Origin of the sequence: Streptomyces sp. NPDC088910 (genome assembly GCF_044749865.1) — a bacterium.
Lineage (GTDB): Bacteria > Actinomycetota > Actinomycetes > Streptomycetales > Streptomycetaceae > Actinacidiphila.
The window spans coordinates 820,775-840,103 of record NZ_JBIVIV010000001.1 but is presented as its reverse complement, the minus strand read 5'-3'; the positions used below and the strand labels follow the sequence as shown (position 1 = coordinate 840,103).

The window sequence follows — 19,329 nt, the reverse complement described above, 5'->3', positions numbered from 1 at the left end:
GCGAGCGTTAACGTGGTGACACCACGTTAACGCTCGCTAACTCGGTTGTCTAGACTCGATCTCATGAACCCGACGAAGACGGCGGAGAACCGTCGCGAGCAGATTCTCCGAGAGGCCGCCCGGCTCTTCGCCGAGCGCGGCTTCCACGGGGTCGGTGTCGACGAGATAGGCGCCGCGGTCGGCATCAGCGGCCCGGGTCTCTACCGGCATTTCGCGGGCAAGGACGCCATGCTCGCCGAGCTGCTGGTGGGCATCAGCGGCCGGCTGCTGACCGCGGGCAAGATGCGGGTCGCCGAGGCGACCGGGCCCGTCGAGGCGCTGGACGCGCTGGTCCGCGGCCATATCGACTTCGCGATCGACGACCGGCCGCTGATCACGCTGCACGACCGCGAGCTGGACCGGCTGCGCGACTCCGACCGCAAGCTGGTCCGCCAGCTCCAGCGGCAGTACGTCGAGGAGTGGGTCGCGGTCGTGCGGCTGGTGCATCCGGGCGCCACCGAGCTGGAAGTGCGCGCGGCCGTGCACGCCGTCTTCGGTCTGCTCAACTCCACTCCGCACCTCGGCGAGCGCGGCGGACTGCCCGGCAGGACCGCGATGGCGGCCCTGCTGCACCGGCTCGCCCTCGGGGCGCTGGACGCGCTGGACGGTCTGGACAGCACGGCCGACTGGCGGGTAACTTACTGAGCGCTTGCTTAATGCTCGATTGTCGACCGCCCCGGCAGCGGACCCGGTCGCGGATGGGAGGCGCGCTGTGCGTCGTACGGTGTTCAACGAGGACCACGAAGCGTTCCGCGAGACGATACGTGCCTTCATCGAGGCCGAGGTCGTCCCCGTCCACGACGAGTGGCTGGCAGCGGGCCTGGTCCCGCGCGACTTCTACTACAAGCTCGGCGAGCTGGGCGTCTTCGGCATCGAGGTGCCCGAGGAGTTCGGCGGCGCGGGCGAGCACAGCTTCAAATTCCAGGCCGTCATCAGCGAGGAGTGCGCCCGCGCGGGCGTCAGCTTCGGCGGCAGCGGGGTCCACGTCGGCCTCTGCCTGCCCTACGTGATGGCCTACGCCACCGACGAGCAGAAGAAGCGCTGGCTGCCCGGCTTCGTCAGCGGCGAGACGATGTTCGCCATCGCCATGACAGAACCCGGCACCGGCTCCGACCTCGCGGGCATGAAGACGACGGCCAAGCTCTCCGCCGACGGCACGCATTACGTGCTCAACGGCGCCAAGACCTTCATCACCGGCGGCGTCCACGCCGACCGCGTCATCGTCTGCGCCCGCACCGCCCCCGCCACGCCCGAGGACCGCCGCGCGGGCATCTCCCTGTTCGTCGTGGACACCAAGGCCGACGGATACGCGGTCGGCCGCAAGCTCGACAAGCTCGGCCTGCGCACCTCCGACACCGCGGAACTCTCCTTCTCCGACGTCAAGGTCCCGCTCGAGGACCTGCTCGGCGAGGAGGGCAAGGGCTTCTCCTACCTCGGACAGAATCTCCCGCAGGAGCGGCTGGGCATCGCCGTCGGCGCGTACGCCCAGGCCGCCGCCGCGATCCGCTTCGCCCAGGCGTACGTCCAGGACCGGACCGTCTTCGGCCAGACCGTCGCGTCCTTCCAGAACACCAAGTTCGAACTCGCCGCCTGCAAGGCCGAGGTGGACGCCGCGCAGGCCGTCGTCGACCGCGCCCTCGAAGCGCACGACAAGAAGGAGCTGTCGGCCGCGGACGCCGCCTCCGCCAAGCTCTTCTGCACCGAGGTCGCCGCCCGCGTCATCGACCGCTGCCTCCAGCTCCACGGCGGCTACGGCTACATGAACGAGTACCCGATCGCCCGCCTGTACGCCGACAACCGCGTCAACCGGATCTACGGCGGCACGAGCGAGGTCATGAAGTCCATCATCGCCAAGTCAATGGGCCTGTGACCGTAGACCCATCCGTGAGAAAGCCGGCGGACGCGTGAATGCCGAAGGACCCGTGAACGACTCCCGGGATCCGCTCCAGTCCCTGCTCGATCTGCTCGACCTGGAGCGGATCGAGCGGGACATCTTCCGCGGTGTCAGCCGGTCGGCCGTGGTGCCCCGGGTCTTCGGCGGCCAGGTCGCCGCACAGGCCCTGGTCGCCGCGGGCCGCACGTCGCCCGAGGACCGCGGCGCGCACTCGCTGCACGCCTATTTCCTGCGGCCCGGCGACCCCGGCGCGCCGATCGTCTACCAGGTCGACCGGATCCGCGACGGCCGCTCCTTCACCACCCGCCGGGTCGTCGCGATCCAGCACGGCCAGCCGATCTTCCATCTCTCGGCGTCCTTCCAGGTCCACGAGGAGGGCCTGGAACACCAGGAGCCGATGCCGTACGCGCCCGACCCGGAGACGCTGCCGACGGCCGAGGAGATGCTGCCCGTACACGCCGCGCGGTTCCCCGACCCCACGGTGGTCGACCGGATACTCGAGACCCGCGCGGCCGTCGACCTGCGTTACGTCGAGGACCCGCCGTTCCTCACCGCGGGTGTCATCCGCGAACCGCGCTCCCAGGTCTGGTTCCGCGCCCGCGGCAAACTGGCCGACGACCCGCTGCTCCACGTCTGTCTCGCCACCTATGTGTCGGACATGACGCTGCTCGACTCGGTCCTGCTCGCCCACGGCCGCGGCGGCTGGACCGTCGGCGACGTGGTCGGCGCGAGCCTGGACCACGCCATGTGGTTCCATCGGCCCTTCCGGGCCGAGGAATGGCTGCTCTACGACCAGCAGAGCCCGTCCGCCTCCGGCGGTCGCGGCCTCGGCACCGCCCGGATCTACACCCGCGACGGGCAGCTCGCCGTCTCGGTGATCCAGGAGGGCCTGGTGCGGGTGCCGCGCGACTGACGCTCACCCTTTCGGGTGAGCGCGGATTTCCGCTCCCGGATACGAGACACGCGCGGCGTTGCGGCTCGGCGGTTTCGGAGCCGCGCGCGGGCTCTGATCGGGCGGCTCCGCCTACGCCGCCTCGACCGCCGGTCCGACCGGCAGCGTCGCCCGTACGAGAAAGCCCCCGGTCGCCGCGGGCGACGCGATGAATTCGCCGCCGAGCTGCACCGCCCGCTCGCGCAGCCCGGCGAGACCGTGGCCGCCCGAGGGCAGGGCCGGTCCCGGCGCCGCCGACGCGGGTCCGTTGCGCACCTCCACCACCAGCACGTCGCCGCTGTGCCGCACCAGGACGCGGGTTTCCGCGCCTGGCGCGTGCTTGCGGATGTTGGTGAGCGCTTCCTGCACGATGCGGTACGCGGCGTGCTGGACGTCCGAGGGCAGGCGGGCGGCGTCGGCCGGGGCCATGGTGCCGGGCAGTTCGCCGTGCGTGCCGGGTCCCGCGGCGGCGACCAGCGCGGGGATGCCCGCGAGGCCGGGGCCCGCGTCCAGCGGCTGCCCCGACGTCACCGGCAGCCGCAGCAGCCCCACCATCCGGCGCAGCTCGTCCAGCGCGTCCCGGCTCAGCTCGCGCACCGCCCCGGCCGCCGCCCGCGCCTGCGGTCCCCGTGCGGTCGCCTCCAGGGCGCCGGACTGCACGGCGATCAGGCTGATGTGGTGCGCCACGGTGTCGTGCATCTCGCGGGCGAGCCGGGCCCGCTCCCGTACCACCGCCTGTTCCGCGGCCAGCTCTCGCTCCCGTTCCCTGCTGGCCGCCAGCTCCTCCAGCCGCTCGGCCAGCTCGCGCCGCGAGGCGGCGAACAGGCCCAGCGCGGTCGGCGCCAGGGCCAGCAGCGAGGACAGCATCACCGCGAGGATCGTGTCCGACAGCCCCCAGGGCGCCGGGGCGCGGAACGGCCACGGCACGCAGGAGACCGTCGCCGCGAGCAGCGCGCAGCCACCGATCAGCAGGGCGCGGCGAGATATCACGCGCTCACCCGAACGGGCGAGCGTGGCCGATGAGGTAGCGGCCGTCGTCCCCGGCGGTACGAGAGCCGCCCGAGCAGAGGAACCGGCGGGCGGCGTACCGGAAGGCGCGCTCTTCGAGGGCCCGGCCGGAGAAAACGGCCACCCTTGTGCGCGGTGACGGTCGGGGCCGCCCGCGGCGATCTCGTAGAGCGCGCCCATCGGCGAGAACCAGATGTAGCCGAGCGAGAGGGCGGGCAGGGTCGCGGCGAAGGCGATCAGCGGGAAGCGGTGCCGGAACAGCAGCGCCAGCGTGCCCAGGGCCGCGAAGGCGAACGAGACCGGGCCGCCGAAGGAGCGCGTGGCCCACACCTCGGTCGCGGAGAGGGCGAACAGCGCGGCGTCCGGCAGGGCGACACGTGGCTTCATGATCACTTCGGCACCCGTACCAGCCCGGCCTGGTGCGCGACGACGGCGGCGGCCACCCGGTTGGGCGCGGCGAGCTTCCGCAGCACCGCGCGCACATGGTCCTTGACGGTGCCGACCGAGATCCCCAGCTCCGCGGCTATCCGGGCGTTCGGCAGCCCGGCCGCCAGCAGCCGCAGCACCTCGGTCTCGCGGTCGGTCAGCGGCGCCAGGGCCGCGGCGTGGGCGGACGCCTCGGGCGTACCGGGCCCCTCCGCGCCGTCGGAGCCGAGCGGACCGCCCAGGAAGCCGTCGACGACCGCGCGGCCCACGGTGGGGGTGAAGACGGTGCCGCCGCGCGCCATGACGCGTACCGCGTCGATCAGGGTGCCGACCGCGGTGTCCTTGAGCAGGAAGCCGGTGGCGCCCGCCGCCATCGCCGCGCGCAGATGGGCGCTGGTGTCGAAGGCGGTCAGCATGGCGACGGCGGGCGGCGAGGGCAGTGCCCGCAGGGCGCGCAGGACGGTCAGTCCGTCGTCGGGCGGCGGCATCACCGCGTCCAGCAGGACGAGGCCGGGACGCGTCGCGGTCACCGTCCCGACGGCGTCGTGCCCGTCGCAGTCCGCGACCACCCGGATGTCGCCGGAGGATTCGAGGATGCTTCGCAGGGCGGCCCTGACCAGTGCTTCGTCATCGACGATCACGACCTGGACCACTGCGCCTGCCTTCCTCGCCCCCTCTTGACCCTGATGTTCCTTTTGTTCCTTCATTGATGGTAGCGAGCGTAGCGACGGACCGGGACCGCGTCAGTTCCGCGCGGCCTGACCTGCGGCGGTCAGATCGGCGGTCGCCAGCAGATACGCGGTCAGCGGCGCGTAGTGCTGCGGCGGCACATTGTCGTCCAGCGGGACGGTCACCAGCAGGCTGCCCTCCGCCTCGCCGACGAAAAGCGCCGGGTCGTTGCAGTCCGCGAAGCCGACCGTGTCGATGCCGCGCTCGCCCGCGTACCCCGCCCAGCCGTGGTCGGCGATCACCAGATCAGGCAGCGGCTCGCCGTCGCGCTCCAGCGCGTCCAGGATCTCCCGCATCGGGTCGGGCGAGTGGGTGTGCACCAGACCGCCCGCCCGGTGGACCATGGAAACGGACGCCAGGTGCCGGATCTCACCGCCGTCCGCGTACAGGCGCTCCGACGGGGTGATCAGCGTGCAGCCCGCCTCGCGCAGCGCGGCGGCCAGCTCCCAGTGGACGGCGAACAGACCCGCCGGGTGACCGGTCGCCACCAGCACCCTGGAGCCGTTTTCCGCCGCCTTGTGCAGCACATCGGCCATCCGGTCGAGCGCGTCGATCGTCAGCTCGGGATCGATGGTGTCCTGCCCGTGCCGGTGCCCGGGATCGGCGACGACACCGCACCGCTCGGCCATCAGCTCCAGCACCGCCGCCTGGTCGTCCCAGCGGTCACCCAGCTCCAGGCCGAACCAGTAGTAGCGATTTCCCTCGGCCAGCGCCCGGAAGTGGTCGAGGTTGTTCTCGCGGCTGGTCGCCACGTCGCCGGCTATCCGGGTGCTGGTCAGATGGGCGACGAGGGCCTGGCGGGTGGGTGCTGCGGCAGCTGGATCCATGGGCATGCGCACATTGTCCCGCTCCGCCGCTCGGACGTGCGTCCGGCCGGGGATCGACGCCGAGGCGTAATCGGAACCCCCGATTGGAGGAAACGTACATTCCGGTGGCTTCCGGCGGCCACGTAGGGTCGGCCTCGCCCCTCAGGCGGGCGATCCCCAACGAAAGAGGCAGCCACCCATGAGCAGCGCAGAGCCGCGCGGCCCCGTCGACTCCTCGCGTATCCCGCGATACGCGGGACCGGCCACCTTCGCGCGCCTGCCGCGCCTGGACGAGGTCGGCGCCGCCGACGTCGCGGTCGTCGGCGTGCCCTTCGACTCCGGCGTCTCCTACCGGCCCGGCGCGAGGTTCGGCGGCAACGCGATCCGCGAGGCGTCACGGCTGCTGCGCCCGTACAACCCGGCGCAGGACGCGTCGCCCTTCGCGCTCGCCCAGGTCGCGGACGCGGGCGACATCGCCGCCAACCCGTTCGACATCAACGAGGCCGTGGAGACCGTCCAGGCCGCGGCGGACGACCTGCTGGACACCGGTGCCCGGCTGATGACGCTCGGCGGCGACCACACCATCGCGCTGCCCCTGCTGCGCGCCGTCGCGCGCAAGCACGGCCCGGTGGCGCTGCTGCACTTCGACGCGCACCTGGACACCTGGGACACCTACTTCGGCGCCGAGTACACCCACGGCACGCCCTTCCGGCGCGCGGTCGAGGAGGGCATTCTCGACACGTCGGCGCTGTCGCACGTCGGCACGCGCGGCCCGCTGTACGGCAGGAAGGACCTGGACGACGACGAGAAGATGGGCTTCGGGATCGTGACGTCCGCCGACGTCATGCGGCGCGGTGTCGACGAGGTCGCGCAGCAGCTCAGGGAGCGTGTCGGGAACCGTCCGCTGTACATCTCGGTCGACATCGACGTGCTCGACCCGGCACACGCGCCCGGCACCGGCACCCCGGAGGCCGGCGGCCTCACCTCCCGCGAGCTGCTGGAGATCCTGCGGGGCCTGGCCGACTGCCACCTGGTGTCGGCCGATGTCGTCGAGGTCGCCCCGGCCTACGACCACGCCGAGATCACCTCGGTCGCGGCCTCGCACACCGCCTACGAGCTGACGACGATCATGTCCCGGCAGGTCGCCGCGGCCCGCTGACGGCCCCTCCAGGGCCGCCCCGCGGGCCTGTTCGCGGCCCCTCGGCGGCCTGGCCGGCGTCGCCCCGGGGACTACGACCAAGGTCGCACCGCCCCGCGACCTTGGTCTCCCATTTGTTGCGGGAGGATGAAACGCGCACGCCGGAGCGTTGCAGCCTCCGGCGGCAACGGGTGGACGGACGGGCTGGAGGACGCGGGTGGCAAGGTCGTTGACCAGGGCGAGGACGACGAAGGAAGGTCCTGTCCCCGGTGAGGGGGCGGCGGCGCGGACGCCGAAGGAGCGGGGCTGGCTGTGGCGGCTGACCACGTACTGCTGGCGCTACCGCCGCAATGTGCTGCTCGCGATGGGCGCGTCACTCGGCGGCATGGCGGTGACCGCGCTGGTCCCGCTGGTGCCGAAGCTGATCATCGACGACGTGATCGTCAAGCACGACAAGCCGCTCGCGCCCTGGGCGTTCACCTTGATCGCGGCGGCCGTCGTCGTCTATGTGCTCACCTATGTGCGGCGCTACTACGGCGGACGGCTCGCCCTGGACGTCCAGTACGACCTGCGCAATGAGATGTTCCGCTCGATCATGCGCCTGGACGGCCGCCGCCAGGACGAGTTGAGCACCGGCCAGGTCGTCGGCCGCGCCACCAGCGACCTTCAGCTCATCCAGGGTCTGCTGTTCATGCTGCCGATGATGATCGGCAATCTGCTGCTGTTCGTGCTCTCGCTCGTGGTGATGCTCACGCTGTCGCCGCTGCTCACCCTGGTCGCGCTCGCGGTCGCCCCTGCTCTGTGGTTTATCGCCGACCGGTCGCGTAAGCGGCTGTTTCCCGCGACCTGGTACGCGCAAGGTCAGGCGGCGGCCGTCGCGGGCATCGTCGACGGCTCGGTCACCGGTGTGCGCGTGGTGAAGGGCTTCGGCCAGGAGCAGCAGGAGATGGACAAGCTGGAGACGGTCAGCCGCAAGCTGTTCGCCGGCCGCCTCCGTACCATCCGCCTCACCGCCCGCTACAGCCCCGCGCTCCAGGCGGTGCCCTCCCTCGGCCAGATCGGCATGCTGGCGCTCGGCGGCTGGATGGCGACCCGCGGCCAGATCACCCTCGGCACGTTCGTGGCCTTCTCCACCTACCTGGCGCAGCTCACCGGCCCGGTCCGGATGCTGACGATGATGCTCACCGTCGGCCAGCAGGCGCGGGCCGGGGTCGAGCGGGTCTACGAACTGATCGACACCGAGCCCACGCTGACCGACGGCACCAGGACGCTGCCCGCGGACGCCCCCGCCACCGTCGACTTCGACCACGTCACCTTCGGCTACACCGAGGACCGGCCCGTCCTCGACGGCTTCGACCTGCGCGTCGAGCCCGGCGAGACCGTCGCCGTCGTCGGCTCCTCGGGCTCCGGCAAGTCCACGGTCTCGCTGCTGCTGCCGCGGCTGTACGACGTGACCGGCGGCGCCGTACGCGTCGGCGGCGTGGACGTACGGGAGCTGACCTTCGAATCGCTGCGGTCCGCGATCGGCATGGTCCCCGAGGACAGCTTCCTGTTCTCCGACAGCGTGCGGGCGAACATCCTCTACGGCCACCCGGACGCCACCGAGGAGGAGATGCTCGCCGCCACCCGCGCCGCGCAGGCGGACGGCTTCATCTCCGACCTGCCCGACGGCTACGACACGGTCGTCGGCGAGCAGGGCCTGACCCTGTCCGGCGGCCAGCGCCAGCGCGTCGCCCTGGCCCGCGCGATCCTCACCGACCCCCGGCTGCTGCTGCTCGACGACGCCACCTCGGCGGTCGACGCCCGGGTGGAGGCGGAGATCTTCGACGCGCTGCGCGAGGTGATGCGCGGCCGTACGACGCTGCTGATCGCCCACCGCCGCTCCACGCTGGCGCTCGCCGACCGGATCGCCGTACTGGACGCGGGACGCCTGGCGGACGTCGGCACGCACGAGGAGTTGCAGGAGCGCTGCCCGCTCTACCGCGCGCTGCTCACCGACCCGGACGCGCTCGGCGCCGACGTGGTCGACCTCGACCCGGCGGGGCGGATCGAGTGGGAGGCGGCGCAGACGGACATGGCCGCGGCGCAGGCCGAACTGGCGGGTGCGCGGACCGAGGGCTGTACGGACGGCCTCGACGGTTTCGAGTGCCCGCTCGACGAGGACGACCCGGCGCGGGGCGACGGCGCTTGTCCCGAGGCTGTGGCTCCGGGGGCGGTGACTCCGGAGCTGTGGCCTGCCGACCGGCGTGCCGCGGCCGAGGACGACGACCGGCGGAGCGCCGGCGCGGGCGCCTCCGGGCCGCCGCGGGTCGCCCCCGCCCAGGGCGGCATGGCGGGCGCGCTGGCGGGCATGCCCGCCACTCCCGACCTGCTCGCCAAGGTCGCCGCGCTGCCGCCCGCCCTGGACACCCCGGAGGTCGACGAGGACCGGGCGCGGACCGCCGAGGAGAAGTTCGGCCTCGGCAGCCTGCTGCGCGGCTTCCGCACCCCGCTGCTGCTCAGCCTGGCGCTGGTGGCCGTGGACGCCATCGCGGGACTGCTGCTGCCGGTGCTGATCCGGCACGGCATCGACGCGGGAGTCCGGCAGGCGGCGCTCGGCGCGGTCTGGGTGGCGTCGCTGCTCGGCCTGGTCCTGGTGATCGCGCAGTGGGCGGCGGAGTGGGGCTCGACCCGGCTCACCGGCCGCACCGGCGAACGCGTCCTCTACACCCTGCGCGTGAAGATCTTCGCGCACCTGCACCGGCTCGGCCTCGACTACTACGAGCGCGAGCTGACCGGCCGCATCATGACGCGGATGACCACGGACGTGGACGCGCTGTCGACGTTCCTCCAGACCGGGCTGGTCACGGCGCTGGTCAGCGTCCTCACTTTCCTCGGCATCCTGGTGGCGCTGCTCGCCATCGACGTCCAGCTCGCCCTGATGGTCTTCGCCACGCTGCCGATCCTGATCGTCGCCACCTGGGTCTTCCGCCGTAAGTCGGTGAAGGCGTACGAGCTGGCGCGCGAGCGGATCGCCGTCGTCAACGCCGACCTCCAAGAGCACGTCGCGGGTCTGCGGATCGTGCAGGCGTTCCGGGGGGAGCGGCGCGGGGCGGAACGATTCGCCGAACGCGGTGACGACTACCGGACGGCGCGGGTGCGCGGCCAGTTCCTGATCTCCGTCTACTTCCCCTTCGTTCAGCTGCTGTCCAGCGTGGCGGCGGCGCTGGTCCTGATCGTGGGCGCGCACCGGATCAGCGCGGGGACGCTCACGGCGGGCGCGCTGGTGGCGTATCTGCTCTACATCGACCTGTTCTTCTCACCCGTGCAGCAGCTCTCGCAGGTCTTCGACGGCTACCAGCAGGCGTCGGTGTCGCTCGGCCGGATCCGTGAGCTGCTGCACGAGCCGACCGCCACCCCGGCCGCCGCCCGGCCGCGTGAGGTCGGAAGGCTGCGCGGCGAGATCGCCTTCCGCGACCTGCACTTCAGGTACGGCGGCGAGGGGGCCGAGGGCGCGGAGGCGCTCAGCGGCGTGAATCTGCGCATCCCCGCCGGACAGACCGTGGCCTTCGTCGGCGAGACCGGCGCGGGCAAGTCCACCCTGGTCAAGATGGTCGCGCGGTTCTACGACCCGACCGACGGCGCGGTGCTGGTCGACGGCACCGACATCCGCGAACTCGACCTCACCGCCTACCGGCAGCGCCTCGGCGTCGTCCCCCAGGAGCCGTACCTCTTCGCGGGCACGGTGCGCGACGCCATCGCGTACGGACGGATGGGCGCGACCGACGCGGAGGTCGAGGCGGCGGCGCGGGCCGTCGGCGCGCACGCGATGATCGCGACGCTGGAGGGCGGCTATCTCCACCAGGTCGCCGAGCGGGGCCGCAATCTGTCGGCCGGACAGCGGCAGTTGATCGCCCTGGCCCGCGCCGAACTGGTCGACCCCGCCGTCCTGCTTCTCGACGAGGCGACCGCGGCCCTCGACCTGGCCACCGAAGCCCTCGTCAACCAGGCCGCCGACCGGCTCGCCACCCGGCGTACGACGCTGGTCGTCGCGCACCGGTTGAGCACGGCGGCCCGTGCGGACCGGGTCGTCGTCCTCGACCACGGGCGGGTCATCGAGGACGGCACCCACGCGGCGCTGCTGGCCCGCGACGGCCGTTACGCCGAGCTGTGGCGCACCTTCACGGGCGAGGTACGCGCGGTGGCGTGACGGGAGGACCCGTCGCCCGTGCGACGGAACCGGCGGGTCCCGCCTTCCTGGCCTTCCGCCCTTCTGCCCTTCTGGGCTCCTGGCGTCCCGCCTTCGGTCAGCCGAAGGCGGGTCGCGCCGGGATCCGGTCCTTCGGCACCTCGAACACCGCCGTCACGCGGAAGTCCGTCAGGCACTCCGCCGTCGGCGTCGGCTGCTCGACGCGCAGCTTCAGCGAGTTGCCCGCCACGCCGAGCGTCGCCGACGTGGCCGCGCTGCACCCGGTCGACTCGGTCCAGCCGACCAGCACGTACCGACCGAAGTCCGTCGCCGCCCCGCCCGCCGAGATCTCCGCCGCCGTCTTCCCGTCGTTGTGCGCCACGGTGGTGGCGAAACGGTCCAACTCGCCCCGGTCGCGCAGCACCTCGTGCGTCCCCGCGACGGCCCGCACCGACGACGAGAAGTACACGACGCGACTGGCGATCGACCCCGTCCCCGGCGTCGCCCCGCCCGTGGTGGGGCCACCGGTCGTCGGCGTCGCGGTCGTCGGCTCGGTGGTCGTCGGCGGCGCGGTGGTCGTGTCGCCGCTCGGCGTCACGGGCCCGGTTGTGCTGGACGGCGCGCCGTCCGCCGCGTCCGAGGTGCCGCTCCCGCAGGCGACGGCACCCAAGGTCAGCGAAACGGCCAGTGCCACGGCCCAGGCCGCTCCGCGCTGATTCACCTTCACGGTCAGCATGCCGGTGTGACGGTCCCCGACCCCGCCCGGTTCCGCGATGGCCTCAGGGGCATGGTCACCGCCCGGCTGCGGGCGCGGCGGACGGTGCGGAAATCGTGGGCGCATGCCCCGATCATCCGTCCTCGGCGGCCGATCCGGGCCCAGCCGCCCAATGCGACCTCAACGTGTCGACCGCCGCGACGATCGAGGGCCTGCGCGCGGCCCCCGTCCGCCACAGCGCGTACAGCCGCCGCACCGGAGCGGGCTCCAGCGGTACGACCGCGACGCCCTCGGGCACCGGTCCCCGCCCCAGCCTCGGCACCAACGCGATACCGAGCCCCGCCCCCACCAGCGCCAACTGCGTCCCGTACTCGCCGACCTGGAAGGCCATGTCCGGCTCCGTCCCGGCCTCCCGCAACGTCCGCACCAGCCAGTCGTGGCACACCGACCCCGGCGGCTGGCAGATCCACCGCTCGTGCGCCACATCCGCCCGCGTCAGCGACGCCCGCTCGGCCAACCGATGCCCGGCAGGGACCAGCACGTCGCACCGGTCGTCCCCGATGACCGCCCGCTCCAAGCCAGGCGGCGCGGGCAGCGGCGCGATGTCCCAGTCGTGCGCCACGGCCAGGTCCACCGCCCCGCGCGCCACCAGGTCCACCGACAGATGGGCGTCCACCTCCAGCAGCCGGAGCTCCAACGCGGGGTGCGCCGCGGTCAGTTCCGCCAGCACTCCGGGCAGCAGCCCGCAGGCCGCCGTCGGGAAGGCCGCCAGCGTCAGTCGTCCCGTGGGCCGTCCGCGCTGCTCCTCCAGCGTGACCTCGGCCGCCTCCACGATCGACATCAGCCGTTGCGCGGTCTCCACCAGCAGATGCGCCGCGTCCGTGAGCGCCACCCCGCGCCCGTGCCGCTCCAGCAGCACGGACCTGGTCTCCCGCTCCAGCTTGGAGATCTGCTGCGAGACTGCCGACGGCGTGTAGCCGAGCGCTTCGGCCGCCGCGCCCACCGACCCGTGGACGTGCACCGCGTGCAGCGCCCTCAGCCGCGCCAGATCGAGCATGCCGTTCAGGCCGAGTCGGCCAGCAACCGGGACAGGTGCTCGCGCGCCGGGCCGAGCAGCGCCGTCAACTCCGGCACCTGCGGATACCAGCGCTTCTCGTACTCCCAGCACAGCCAGCCGTCCCAGTCCGCCCGGCTCAGCACCTCGACGGTCTCCGCCAGCGGCAGCACCCCGGCCCCCAGCGCCAGCGGTGTGGTGTCCGCCGCCGAGGCGATGTCCTTGACCTGGACATAGCCCAGGTAAGGGGCCAGTGCCGGATAGGTCGTGGACGGCTGCTCACCCGCCAGCCAGGTGTGCATCACGTCCCAGATCGTGCCGACCCCCTGGTGTCCGACCAGGCCCAGGATCCGCGCGACATCGGCGCCGCCGCGGTGCGAGTCATGGGTCTCCAGCAGCACCCGCACCCCGAGGTCGGCGGCGACCGGCGCCACCGCTGCGAGCCGGCGCGCGGCGACCGCGTCCGCCTCATGCGACTCGGTGTCGCCTCCGCCCGGGAACACCCGCACATAGGCGGCCCCCAGATCGGCCGCGAGGGTCATCGCCGCGCCGATCTCGTCCAGCACCGGCTGGTCGTCCCCGGACGCGGCCACCTTGGCGTAGGCGGCCACGGTGAGGATCTCGACCCCGGCCTTGCCGAACTGCTCCACCACGTCGGCGCGTTCACCGGCCGAGAGACCGGGGTGGACCGGTTCCTCGTCGCTGGCGCGCAATTCGACGCCGTGGAAGCCGTTTTCCGTCGCGAGCCGCACCACCTGCTCGATGGGCAGGGCCGGGACGCCGAGAGTGGAGAAGGCGAGTTTCATTCGCCGGACACTAGGCACCGCTTCCTGCCGGGTCAACCGCGTTCGGCCCCGCCCGACCCGTGTTCAGCCCCTGCTCGGCACCTGTTCAGCCGCCGACGATGCCCTGCGCGCGGGCCGCCGCCAGCCAGTCGGGGAACTCCGCCATGAGCTGGTCGTACAGCACCGCGTCGGATATCGATCGCGGGTCCTTGCCCGCGGGGAAGAACCCCGCGTTGTCCACCACCCGTTTGGCGGGTACCGGCAGTTCGTCCAGCCGCCGCAGGAAGCGGAATTCGTCGTCCCCGAATCCCACGAACTGCCAGAAGATCGGCAGCTTCGCCGCCTTGCACAGCACCTCGATGGTCGCGCCCTTGTTGATCGGCCCGCCGTCGGTCTGGAACACCACGAACGCGGGCGCCGTCGACCCCGACCGCTGATAGTGCTCGATGACCGCTTCCATGGCAGCCGCGTAATTGGTGCGACCCATATGGCCGTACGCCTCATTGAGCTTGTTGATCCGGCCGCCGTACCGCGTCAGCGACACCTCGTCCACACCGTCGACCTCGGTGGAGAAGAATACGACGGGGACGATGCCGTCGTCGTCGAAATGCGCGGCCAGGCCGAGTGTCTGCTCGGCGAGATGCTGGACGGTGCCGTCGTTGTAGAACTCCCGCATGCTGCCCGAGCGGTCGAGCACCAGATAGACCGCGGCGCTTTCGCCCGACAGCCGGTGCTTGTCCAGGCTGACGGCCGCCTGCTTGTAGAGGCTGACCAGACCGGGCGCGGTCTGCTCCACCTTCTGCATCGAAATCGCCATGGAATCCCCCTATACTGTGTCTGCGATGTCGTGTCGGCCCCGCGGCGCTGTCCCCTACAGCGCCAAGTGCCAGTCCTGCCCCATGAGTTCGCGGCCGAAGCTGTGATGCCGCTGCTCCGCGACGAGTTCGAATCCCGCGCGCTGATAGATCGTTCGGGCGCCGGCCAGTATGTCATTGGTCCACAGGACCAGATCGGTGTAGCCGGCGGAGCGGGCGAAGGCGATGCATTCGTCCACCAACAACTTGCCTATGCCGTGTCCCCGGGCGGCCGGATCGACCAGCAGCAGCCGTAGCCGCGCGGTGCCCGGCTCCTTGTCGCGTACACAGAAGACGCAGCCTGCCCGCTGTCCGTCGAGTTCGGCGATCCACACCGCGTCGCGCTCCGGATCGCGATGGGCGGCGAAGTCCGCGACGATCTGGGCGACCAGCGCCTCGTACTCCTCGTTCCACCCGAACTCCGTCGCGTAGACCTCCGCGTTGCGCTCGATGGACCACCCCAGATCGCCGGGGCGCGCGCCGCGCAGCACGACCCGCGACGCGGACGGCTCGCCGCCGGTGGCCGGGGCACGGCCGTCGCCACCGCTGTCGCCGCTGACGGTGTTGTCGCGCAGTATTTCCCGAACCGTCCGCATCGCCTCGGACAGCCGCGGCCGGTCCTGCGGACGTATGCGGTCCACCAGCGAGCCGACGGCTTCCTCCGACCGCTCCTCCAACAGCGACGCGGCCTGCCTCCCGTGCGTGGTCAGCTCTATCCGCTGCCGCCTGGCGTCCTGTTCTGACGGGCCGCGGGTGACCAGTTGCCGTTCCTCGAATTTGGCCAGCATCCGGCTGAGATGGCCCGCGTCCAGCGACAACTCCACCCGCAGGTCGGCCGCGTCGGTCCGCGGGGCGTGCGCCAGCTCGTACAGCACGCGCGCCTCGGTGAGGGTGAACGGTGTGTGCAGGTGGCGGCTGTAGTCGAGCGCGCCGATCAGGTTGGTGTAGAAGCGGTTGAATTCGCGGATCTCCCGGACGGCCATGATCAATCCCCCATTTCCTTTGCCTGAGTCAAAGGTAGGCGGACGCGGGGCCGGGCGGAAGACCCCTCCGAAACCTGTGGATAACTTCAGTCGGACCGGCCCGACGGCGGCGCGGTCGACCCGCGGACCATGAGTTCCGTACGGATCGTGGCGACCCCGCCCGGCGGCGGGGACAGCCGCCCCATCACCAACCGCCCGGCTCGCGCGCCCGCCTCCTGCAAGGGAATGCGGACCGTCGTCAGGGCCGGGGAGACATCGGCGCTGAACGGCAGATCGTCGAATCCGGCGACCGACACGTCACCGGGAATGCTCAGCCCCTGGTCCCGCAGCGCCGCGCACACGCCGAGCGCGACCGTGTCGTTCGCGGCCACGATCGCGGTCAGACCCGCGTCCCGCCGCAGCAGTTCGAGCGCGGCGTCGTAACCCGACGCCCGGTCGTACGTCCCGTGCACCGTCAGCCGCTCCGCGTACGCCTCCGGATCCGAGGTGATCCGGGTGCCGCTCGCGGCCAGGGCCGCACGGTGGCCCTCCAGCCGGTGCCGGGAGGTGCTGCGCTCGACCGGCCCCGTCACGTAACCGATTCTGCGGTGGCCCAGGGACAGCAGGTGCTCGGTCAGCCGCCGCGCGCCGCCGCGGTTGTCGAAGGCGACGGTGGCCGCGACGAGCCCGCTGTCCGGCAGGGTCAGCGGGGGACGGCCGCACAGCACGACATTGGCGCCGGACGCGGCGAGCCGGGTGAGCCGCGCGGCGACCGCCGCCGTGTGCTCCGCGCTCTCCACGGCGCCCCCGGTGAGGACCACGCCCGCCGCGCGCTGGCGTTCGAGCAGCGTGAGATAGGTGAGTTCGGCCTCGGGGGACCCGCCGGTGTTGCACACGACGGCGAGCTTGCCGCCGCCCGGCGCCGCGCCCGCGCTGATCTCGGCCTGGACGGCGCTCGCGATGAGCCCGAAGAAGGGGTCGGCGACATCGTTGACGAGGACGCCGACCAGGTCGGAGGTGGCGGCGGCGAGGGCCCGCGCCTGGCCGTTGACGACATAGTCCAGTTCGGCGACGGCGCGCCTGACCCGCTCCCGAGTGCTTCCCGCGACCGGGTAGTTGCCGTTCAGAACACGGGACACGGTCGCCGACGACACTCCGGCGCGCGCCGCCACATCGGCCAGAGTCACTGCCATCTCGGTCCGGTCCTTCTGCAGGGGGCGGTGGGCGCGAGGGGCGCCGTGAGGTGCGCGTTCCCGCTCGCAGGGGCACATGGTCTCACTTCGTGGACGCGAGAGGGAGCGGTGGCGCATGTGAGAGAAAGCGCTTCCATTCACCACCAGGAGACTCTTGTCGAACGCAGGCCGTGACAGCTAGCGTAAACGAGAAGAAAGCGCTTGCTATCGCCGTGCTGGTGACCGTGGGCGCGTTCCCTGCACCCGGCAGCGACGAGAGGACTTGTCACGTGACACGCAGGACAGTGCGGATCGCCATGAACGGCGTCACCGGGCGGATGGGATACCGGCAGCACCTGGTCCGCTCCATCCTGAGCCTGCGTGAGCAGGGCGGACTCGACCTCGGCGACGGCACCACGCTGTGGCCCGAGCCGATCCTGCTGGGCCGGCGCGAGCACGCGCTGCGGGCCATGGCCGAGCGGCACGGCATCGAGCACTGGTCGACCGACCTCGACGCCGTCCTCGCCGACCCCTCCGTCGACATCTACTTCGACTCGCAGGTGACCGCGGCCCGCGAGACCGCGCTGAAGGCGGCCATCGCCGCGGGCAAGCACATCTACTGCGAGAAGCCCACCGCCACCTCACTCGACGGAGCGCTGGAACTCGCCCGGCTCGCCACATCCGCGGGCGTCAAGCACGGCGTCGTGCAGGACAAGCTCTTCCTGCCGGGCCTGTTGAAGCTCAAGCGGCTCATCGACGGCGGCTTCTTCGGCCGGATTCTGTCCATCCGCGGCGAATTCGGCTACTGGGTCTTCGAAGGCGACTGGCAGAGCGCCCAACGCCCCTCCTGGAACTACCGCTCGGAGGACGGCGGCGGCATCGTGGCCGACATGTTCCCGCACTGGGAGTACCTGCTGCACGAGCTGTTCGGCCGGGTCCGTACCGTCCAGGCGCTGGCCACCACCCACATCCCGCAGCGCTGGGACGAGAAGGACAAGCCGTACGACGCCACCGCGGACGACGCCGCCTACGGTGTCTTCGAACTCGAGGGCGGCGCCGTCGCACAGATCAACTCCTCCTGGGCGGTGCGCGTCAACCGCGACGAATTGGTGGAGTTCCAGGTCGACGGCACGCACGGCTCCGCGGTCGCCGGGCTGCGCAACTGCCGCGTCCAGCACCGTTCCGCCACGCCGAAGCCGGTGTGGAATCCGGACCTGCCCGCCACCGAGTCCTTCAGGGACCAGTGGCAGGAGGTCCCGGACAACGGCGACTTCGACAACGGATTCAAGGTCCAGTGGGAGCTGTTCCTGCGGCACGTCGCGCTCGACGAGCCCTGGCAGTGGGACCTGCTGGCCGGTGCCCGGGGCGTCCAGCTCGCCGAACTCGGCCTGGCCTCCTCCGCGCAGGGCCGCCGCTTCGAGGTTCCGGAGCTGGCCCTGTGAGCATCCTGCTGCCGGACGCGTCCGGTGAAACGCGCACCTATGTGCCGCGTTCGGAATCCGTCACCTATAGCGCGGATCTTCCGCTGCGCAGCCGTGTCGTGTACTCCGCCGCCCATGTCGTGGCCGACCCGCTGCGGACGGCGGCGGACGAGCCCGCGGCCGTCGACTGGGACGCCACTCTCGCCTTCCGCCGCCATCTGTGGTCGCACGGGCTGGGCGTGGCCGAGGCCATGGACACCGCGCAGCGCGGCATGGGGCTCGACTGGGCGGGCGCGGCGGAGCTGATCCGCAGGTCGGCGGCCGAGGCGCGCGCCGTCGGCGGCCGGATCGCCTGCGGTGTCGGCACCGACCAGCTCACCGGTCCCGCCGCCACACTGGACGAGGTCGCCGCCGCCTACGAGGAGCAGTTGGCGCTCGTCGAGGCGACCGGTTCGCAGGCCGTCCTCATGGCGTCCCGCGCCCTCGCCGCGGTCGCGAAGGGCCCTGAGGACTATCTGGAGGTGTACGGGCGGCTGCTGCGTCAGGCCGGTGACCCGGTGATCCTGCACTGGCTCGGCCCGATGTTCGACCCGGCGCTCGCCGGGTACTGGGGCAGCGACGATCTGGACGCGGCGACCGACACCTTCCTCGACGTCATCAAGGCCCACCCGGACAAGATCGACGGCGTGAAGATCTCGCTGCTCGACGCGCGGCGCGAGGTCGAACTGCGCCGCCGCCTGCCGCAGGGCGTGCGCTGCTACACCGGCGACGACTTCAACTACCCCGAGCTGATCGAGGGCGACGAACAGGGCTTCAGCCACGCGCTGCTCGGCATCTTCGACCCGCTCGCGCCCCTGGCGTCGGCTGCCGTCAGCGCCCTCGACACCGGGGACGACGCCGGTTTCCGCCGCGTCCTCGACCCCACCGTCGAGTTGTCCCGGCACCTGTTCCAGACACCGACACGCTTCTACAAGACCGGTGTCGTCCTGCTCGCCTGGCTGGCCGGGCACCAGTCGCACTTCAGCATGGTCGGCGGTCTCCAGTCGGCCCGTTCCCTGCCGCATCTCGCCCGCGCCTACGAACTGGCCGACCGGATCGGCCTGTTCCCCGACCCCGGACTCGCCGAGGCTCGGATGCGCGGCCTGCTCGCCGTATACGGAGTGGACGCATGACCGTACCGACGTCGCCCGACCCCGAGTCCTCCGCATCCGCCTCTCACGACGACGT

Annotated in this window: 16 protein-coding genes; 7 read left to right on the top strand and 9 right to left on the bottom strand. The window is 71.9% G+C overall.

Annotated elements, in window-relative coordinates; translation table 11 throughout:
• Positions 1–63 precede the first annotated feature (63 nt).
• From ACIP4Z_RS03540 to ACIP4Z_RS03530, 3 genes are all read left to right on the top strand, one after another.
• Positions 64–684 (top strand): TetR/AcrR family transcriptional regulator, encoded by a 621-nt coding sequence (locus ACIP4Z_RS03540; protein ID WP_355337000.1) that lies wholly within the window; start codon positions 64–66, stop codon positions 682–684.
• Positions 685–751: 67 nt separating this feature from the next.
• A complete protein-coding gene (locus tag ACIP4Z_RS03535) occupies positions 752–1,909 on the top strand; it encodes an acyl-CoA dehydrogenase family protein (protein ID WP_355337002.1) in 1,158 nt (385 codons plus the stop codon).
• Between the two features lie 52 nt (positions 1,910–1,961).
• Positions 1,962–2,846: an acyl-CoA thioesterase gene (locus ACIP4Z_RS03530; protein ID WP_401304776.1), complete on the top strand. Its 885-nt coding sequence runs from the start codon at positions 1,962–1,964 to the stop codon at positions 2,844–2,846.
• 111 nt (positions 2,847–2,957) lie between these two features.
• Here the strand turns inward: ACIP4Z_RS03530 and ACIP4Z_RS03525 are convergent, their stop codons facing one another.
• The 3 genes from ACIP4Z_RS03525 to ACIP4Z_RS03515 form a co-directional block, all read right to left on the bottom strand.
• Entirely contained in the window at positions 2,958–4,259 is a 1,302-nt protein-coding gene (locus tag ACIP4Z_RS03525; protein ID WP_401304773.1) for a sensor histidine kinase, read from the bottom strand.
• 2 nt (positions 4,260–4,261) lie between these two features.
• Positions 4,262–4,951 (bottom strand): response regulator, encoded by a 690-nt coding sequence (locus tag ACIP4Z_RS03520; protein ID WP_401304770.1) that lies wholly within the window; start codon positions 4,949–4,951, stop codon positions 4,262–4,264.
• Between the two features lie 90 nt (positions 4,952–5,041).
• Positions 5,042–5,860: a phosphatase gene (locus tag ACIP4Z_RS03515; protein WP_355337010.1), complete on the bottom strand. Its 819-nt coding sequence runs from the start codon at positions 5,858–5,860 to the stop codon at positions 5,042–5,044.
• A gap of 172 nt (positions 5,861–6,032) precedes the next feature.
• Here ACIP4Z_RS03515 and speB point away from each other — a divergent pair, with 172 nt between their 5' ends.
• The gene (gene speB, locus ACIP4Z_RS03510; RefSeq protein WP_355337012.1) at positions 6,033–6,992 is read left to right on the top strand and encodes an agmatinase; all 960 of its coding nucleotides are present in this window, start codon (positions 6,033–6,035) and stop codon (positions 6,990–6,992) included.
• Positions 6,993–7,281: 289 nt separating this feature from the next.
• Positions 7,282–11,160, top strand: a complete 3,879-nt coding sequence (locus ACIP4Z_RS03505) for an ABC transporter ATP-binding protein (protein ID WP_401305041.1) — start codon at positions 7,282–7,284, stop codon at positions 11,158–11,160.
• 97 nt (positions 11,161–11,257) lie between these two features.
• Here the strand turns inward: ACIP4Z_RS03505 and ACIP4Z_RS03500 are convergent, their stop codons facing one another.
• The 6 genes from ACIP4Z_RS03500 to ACIP4Z_RS03475 all read right to left on the bottom strand — a co-directional run bounded on the left by ACIP4Z_RS03500 (position 11,258) and on the right by ACIP4Z_RS03475 (position 16,702).
• Positions 11,258–11,980 carry a hypothetical protein gene (locus ACIP4Z_RS03500; protein ID WP_401304766.1) on the bottom strand — a complete coding sequence of 241 codons (723 nt, stop codon included), beginning with the start codon at positions 11,978–11,980 and terminating at the stop codon, positions 11,258–11,260.
• Positions 11,981–11,987: 7 nt separating this feature from the next.
• A complete protein-coding gene (locus ACIP4Z_RS03495) occupies positions 11,988–12,911 on the bottom strand; it encodes a LysR family transcriptional regulator (RefSeq protein ID WP_355337016.1) in 924 nt (307 codons plus the stop codon).
• A gap of 5 nt (positions 12,912–12,916) precedes the next feature.
• Positions 12,917–13,714 (bottom strand): sugar phosphate isomerase/epimerase family protein, encoded by a 798-nt coding sequence (locus ACIP4Z_RS03490; protein WP_401304762.1) that lies wholly within the window; start codon positions 13,712–13,714, stop codon positions 12,917–12,919.
• 85 nt (positions 13,715–13,799) lie between these two features.
• A complete protein-coding gene (locus ACIP4Z_RS03485; RefSeq protein ID WP_355337020.1) occupies positions 13,800–14,510 on the bottom strand; it encodes a VWA domain-containing protein in 711 nt (236 codons plus the stop codon).
• Positions 14,511–14,564: 54 nt separating this feature from the next.
• The gene (locus ACIP4Z_RS03480; protein WP_401304758.1) at positions 14,565–15,530 is read right to left on the bottom strand and encodes a GNAT family N-acetyltransferase; all 966 of its coding nucleotides are present in this window, start codon (positions 15,528–15,530) and stop codon (positions 14,565–14,567) included.
• Between the two features lie 86 nt (positions 15,531–15,616).
• Positions 15,617–16,702: a LacI family DNA-binding transcriptional regulator gene (locus tag ACIP4Z_RS03475; RefSeq protein WP_401304755.1), complete on the bottom strand. Its 1,086-nt coding sequence runs from the start codon at positions 16,700–16,702 to the stop codon at positions 15,617–15,619.
• Positions 16,703–16,971: 269 nt separating this feature from the next.
• Here ACIP4Z_RS03475 and ACIP4Z_RS03470 point away from each other — a divergent pair, with 269 nt between their 5' ends.
• Together ACIP4Z_RS03470 and ACIP4Z_RS03465 are read left to right on the top strand one after the other, a co-directional pair.
• The gene (locus tag ACIP4Z_RS03470) at positions 16,972–18,123 is read left to right on the top strand and encodes a Gfo/Idh/MocA family oxidoreductase (protein WP_355337026.1); all 1,152 of its coding nucleotides are present in this window, start codon (positions 16,972–16,974) and stop codon (positions 18,121–18,123) included.
• Positions 18,120–19,274, top strand: coding sequence for a dihydrodipicolinate synthase family protein (locus ACIP4Z_RS03465; protein ID WP_401304752.1), 1,155 nt, complete (start codon positions 18,120–18,122; stop codon positions 19,272–19,274). The genes ACIP4Z_RS03470 and ACIP4Z_RS03465 overlap by 4 nt, the downstream gene beginning before the upstream one ends.
• The last annotated feature ends 55 nt before the right edge of the window (positions 19,275–19,329 follow it).

What these genes read in the sequence shown, in the direction of transcription:
- ACIP4Z_RS03475 (WP_401304755.1), bottom strand. Translation starts at nt 16,702, where the DNA reads ATGGCAGTGACTCTGGCCGATGTGGCGGCGCGCGCCGGAGTGTCGTCG.
- ACIP4Z_RS03485 (WP_355337020.1), bottom strand. Translation starts at nt 14,510, where the DNA reads ATGGCGATTTCGATGCAGAAGGTGGAGCAGACCGCGCCCGGTCTGGTC.
- ACIP4Z_RS03480 (WP_401304758.1), bottom strand. Translation starts at nt 15,530, where the DNA reads ATGGCCGTCCGGGAGATCCGCGAATTCAACCGCTTCTACACCAACCTG.
- speB (WP_355337012.1), top strand. Translation starts at nt 6,033, where the DNA reads ATGAGCAGCGCAGAGCCGCGCGGCCCCGTCGACTCCTCGCGTATCCCG.
- ACIP4Z_RS03490 (WP_401304762.1), bottom strand. Translation starts at nt 13,714, where the DNA reads ATGAAACTCGCCTTCTCCACTCTCGGCGTCCCGGCCCTGCCCATCGAG.
- ACIP4Z_RS03515 (WP_355337010.1), bottom strand. Translation starts at nt 5,860, where the DNA reads ATGCCCATGGATCCAGCTGCCGCAGCACCCACCCGCCAGGCCCTCGTC.
- ACIP4Z_RS03540 (WP_355337000.1), top strand. Translation starts at nt 64, where the DNA reads ATGAACCCGACGAAGACGGCGGAGAACCGTCGCGAGCAGATTCTCCGA.
- ACIP4Z_RS03495 (WP_355337016.1), bottom strand. Translation starts at nt 12,911, where the DNA reads ATGCTCGATCTGGCGCGGCTGAGGGCGCTGCACGCGGTGCACGTCCAC.
- ACIP4Z_RS03525 (WP_401304773.1), bottom strand. Translation starts at nt 4,259, where the DNA reads ATGAAGCCACGTGTCGCCCTGCCGGACGCCGCGCTGTTCGCCCTCTCC.
- ACIP4Z_RS03500 (WP_401304766.1), bottom strand. Translation starts at nt 11,980, where the DNA reads ATGCGCCCACGATTTCCGCACCGTCCGCCGCGCCCGCAGCCGGGCGGT.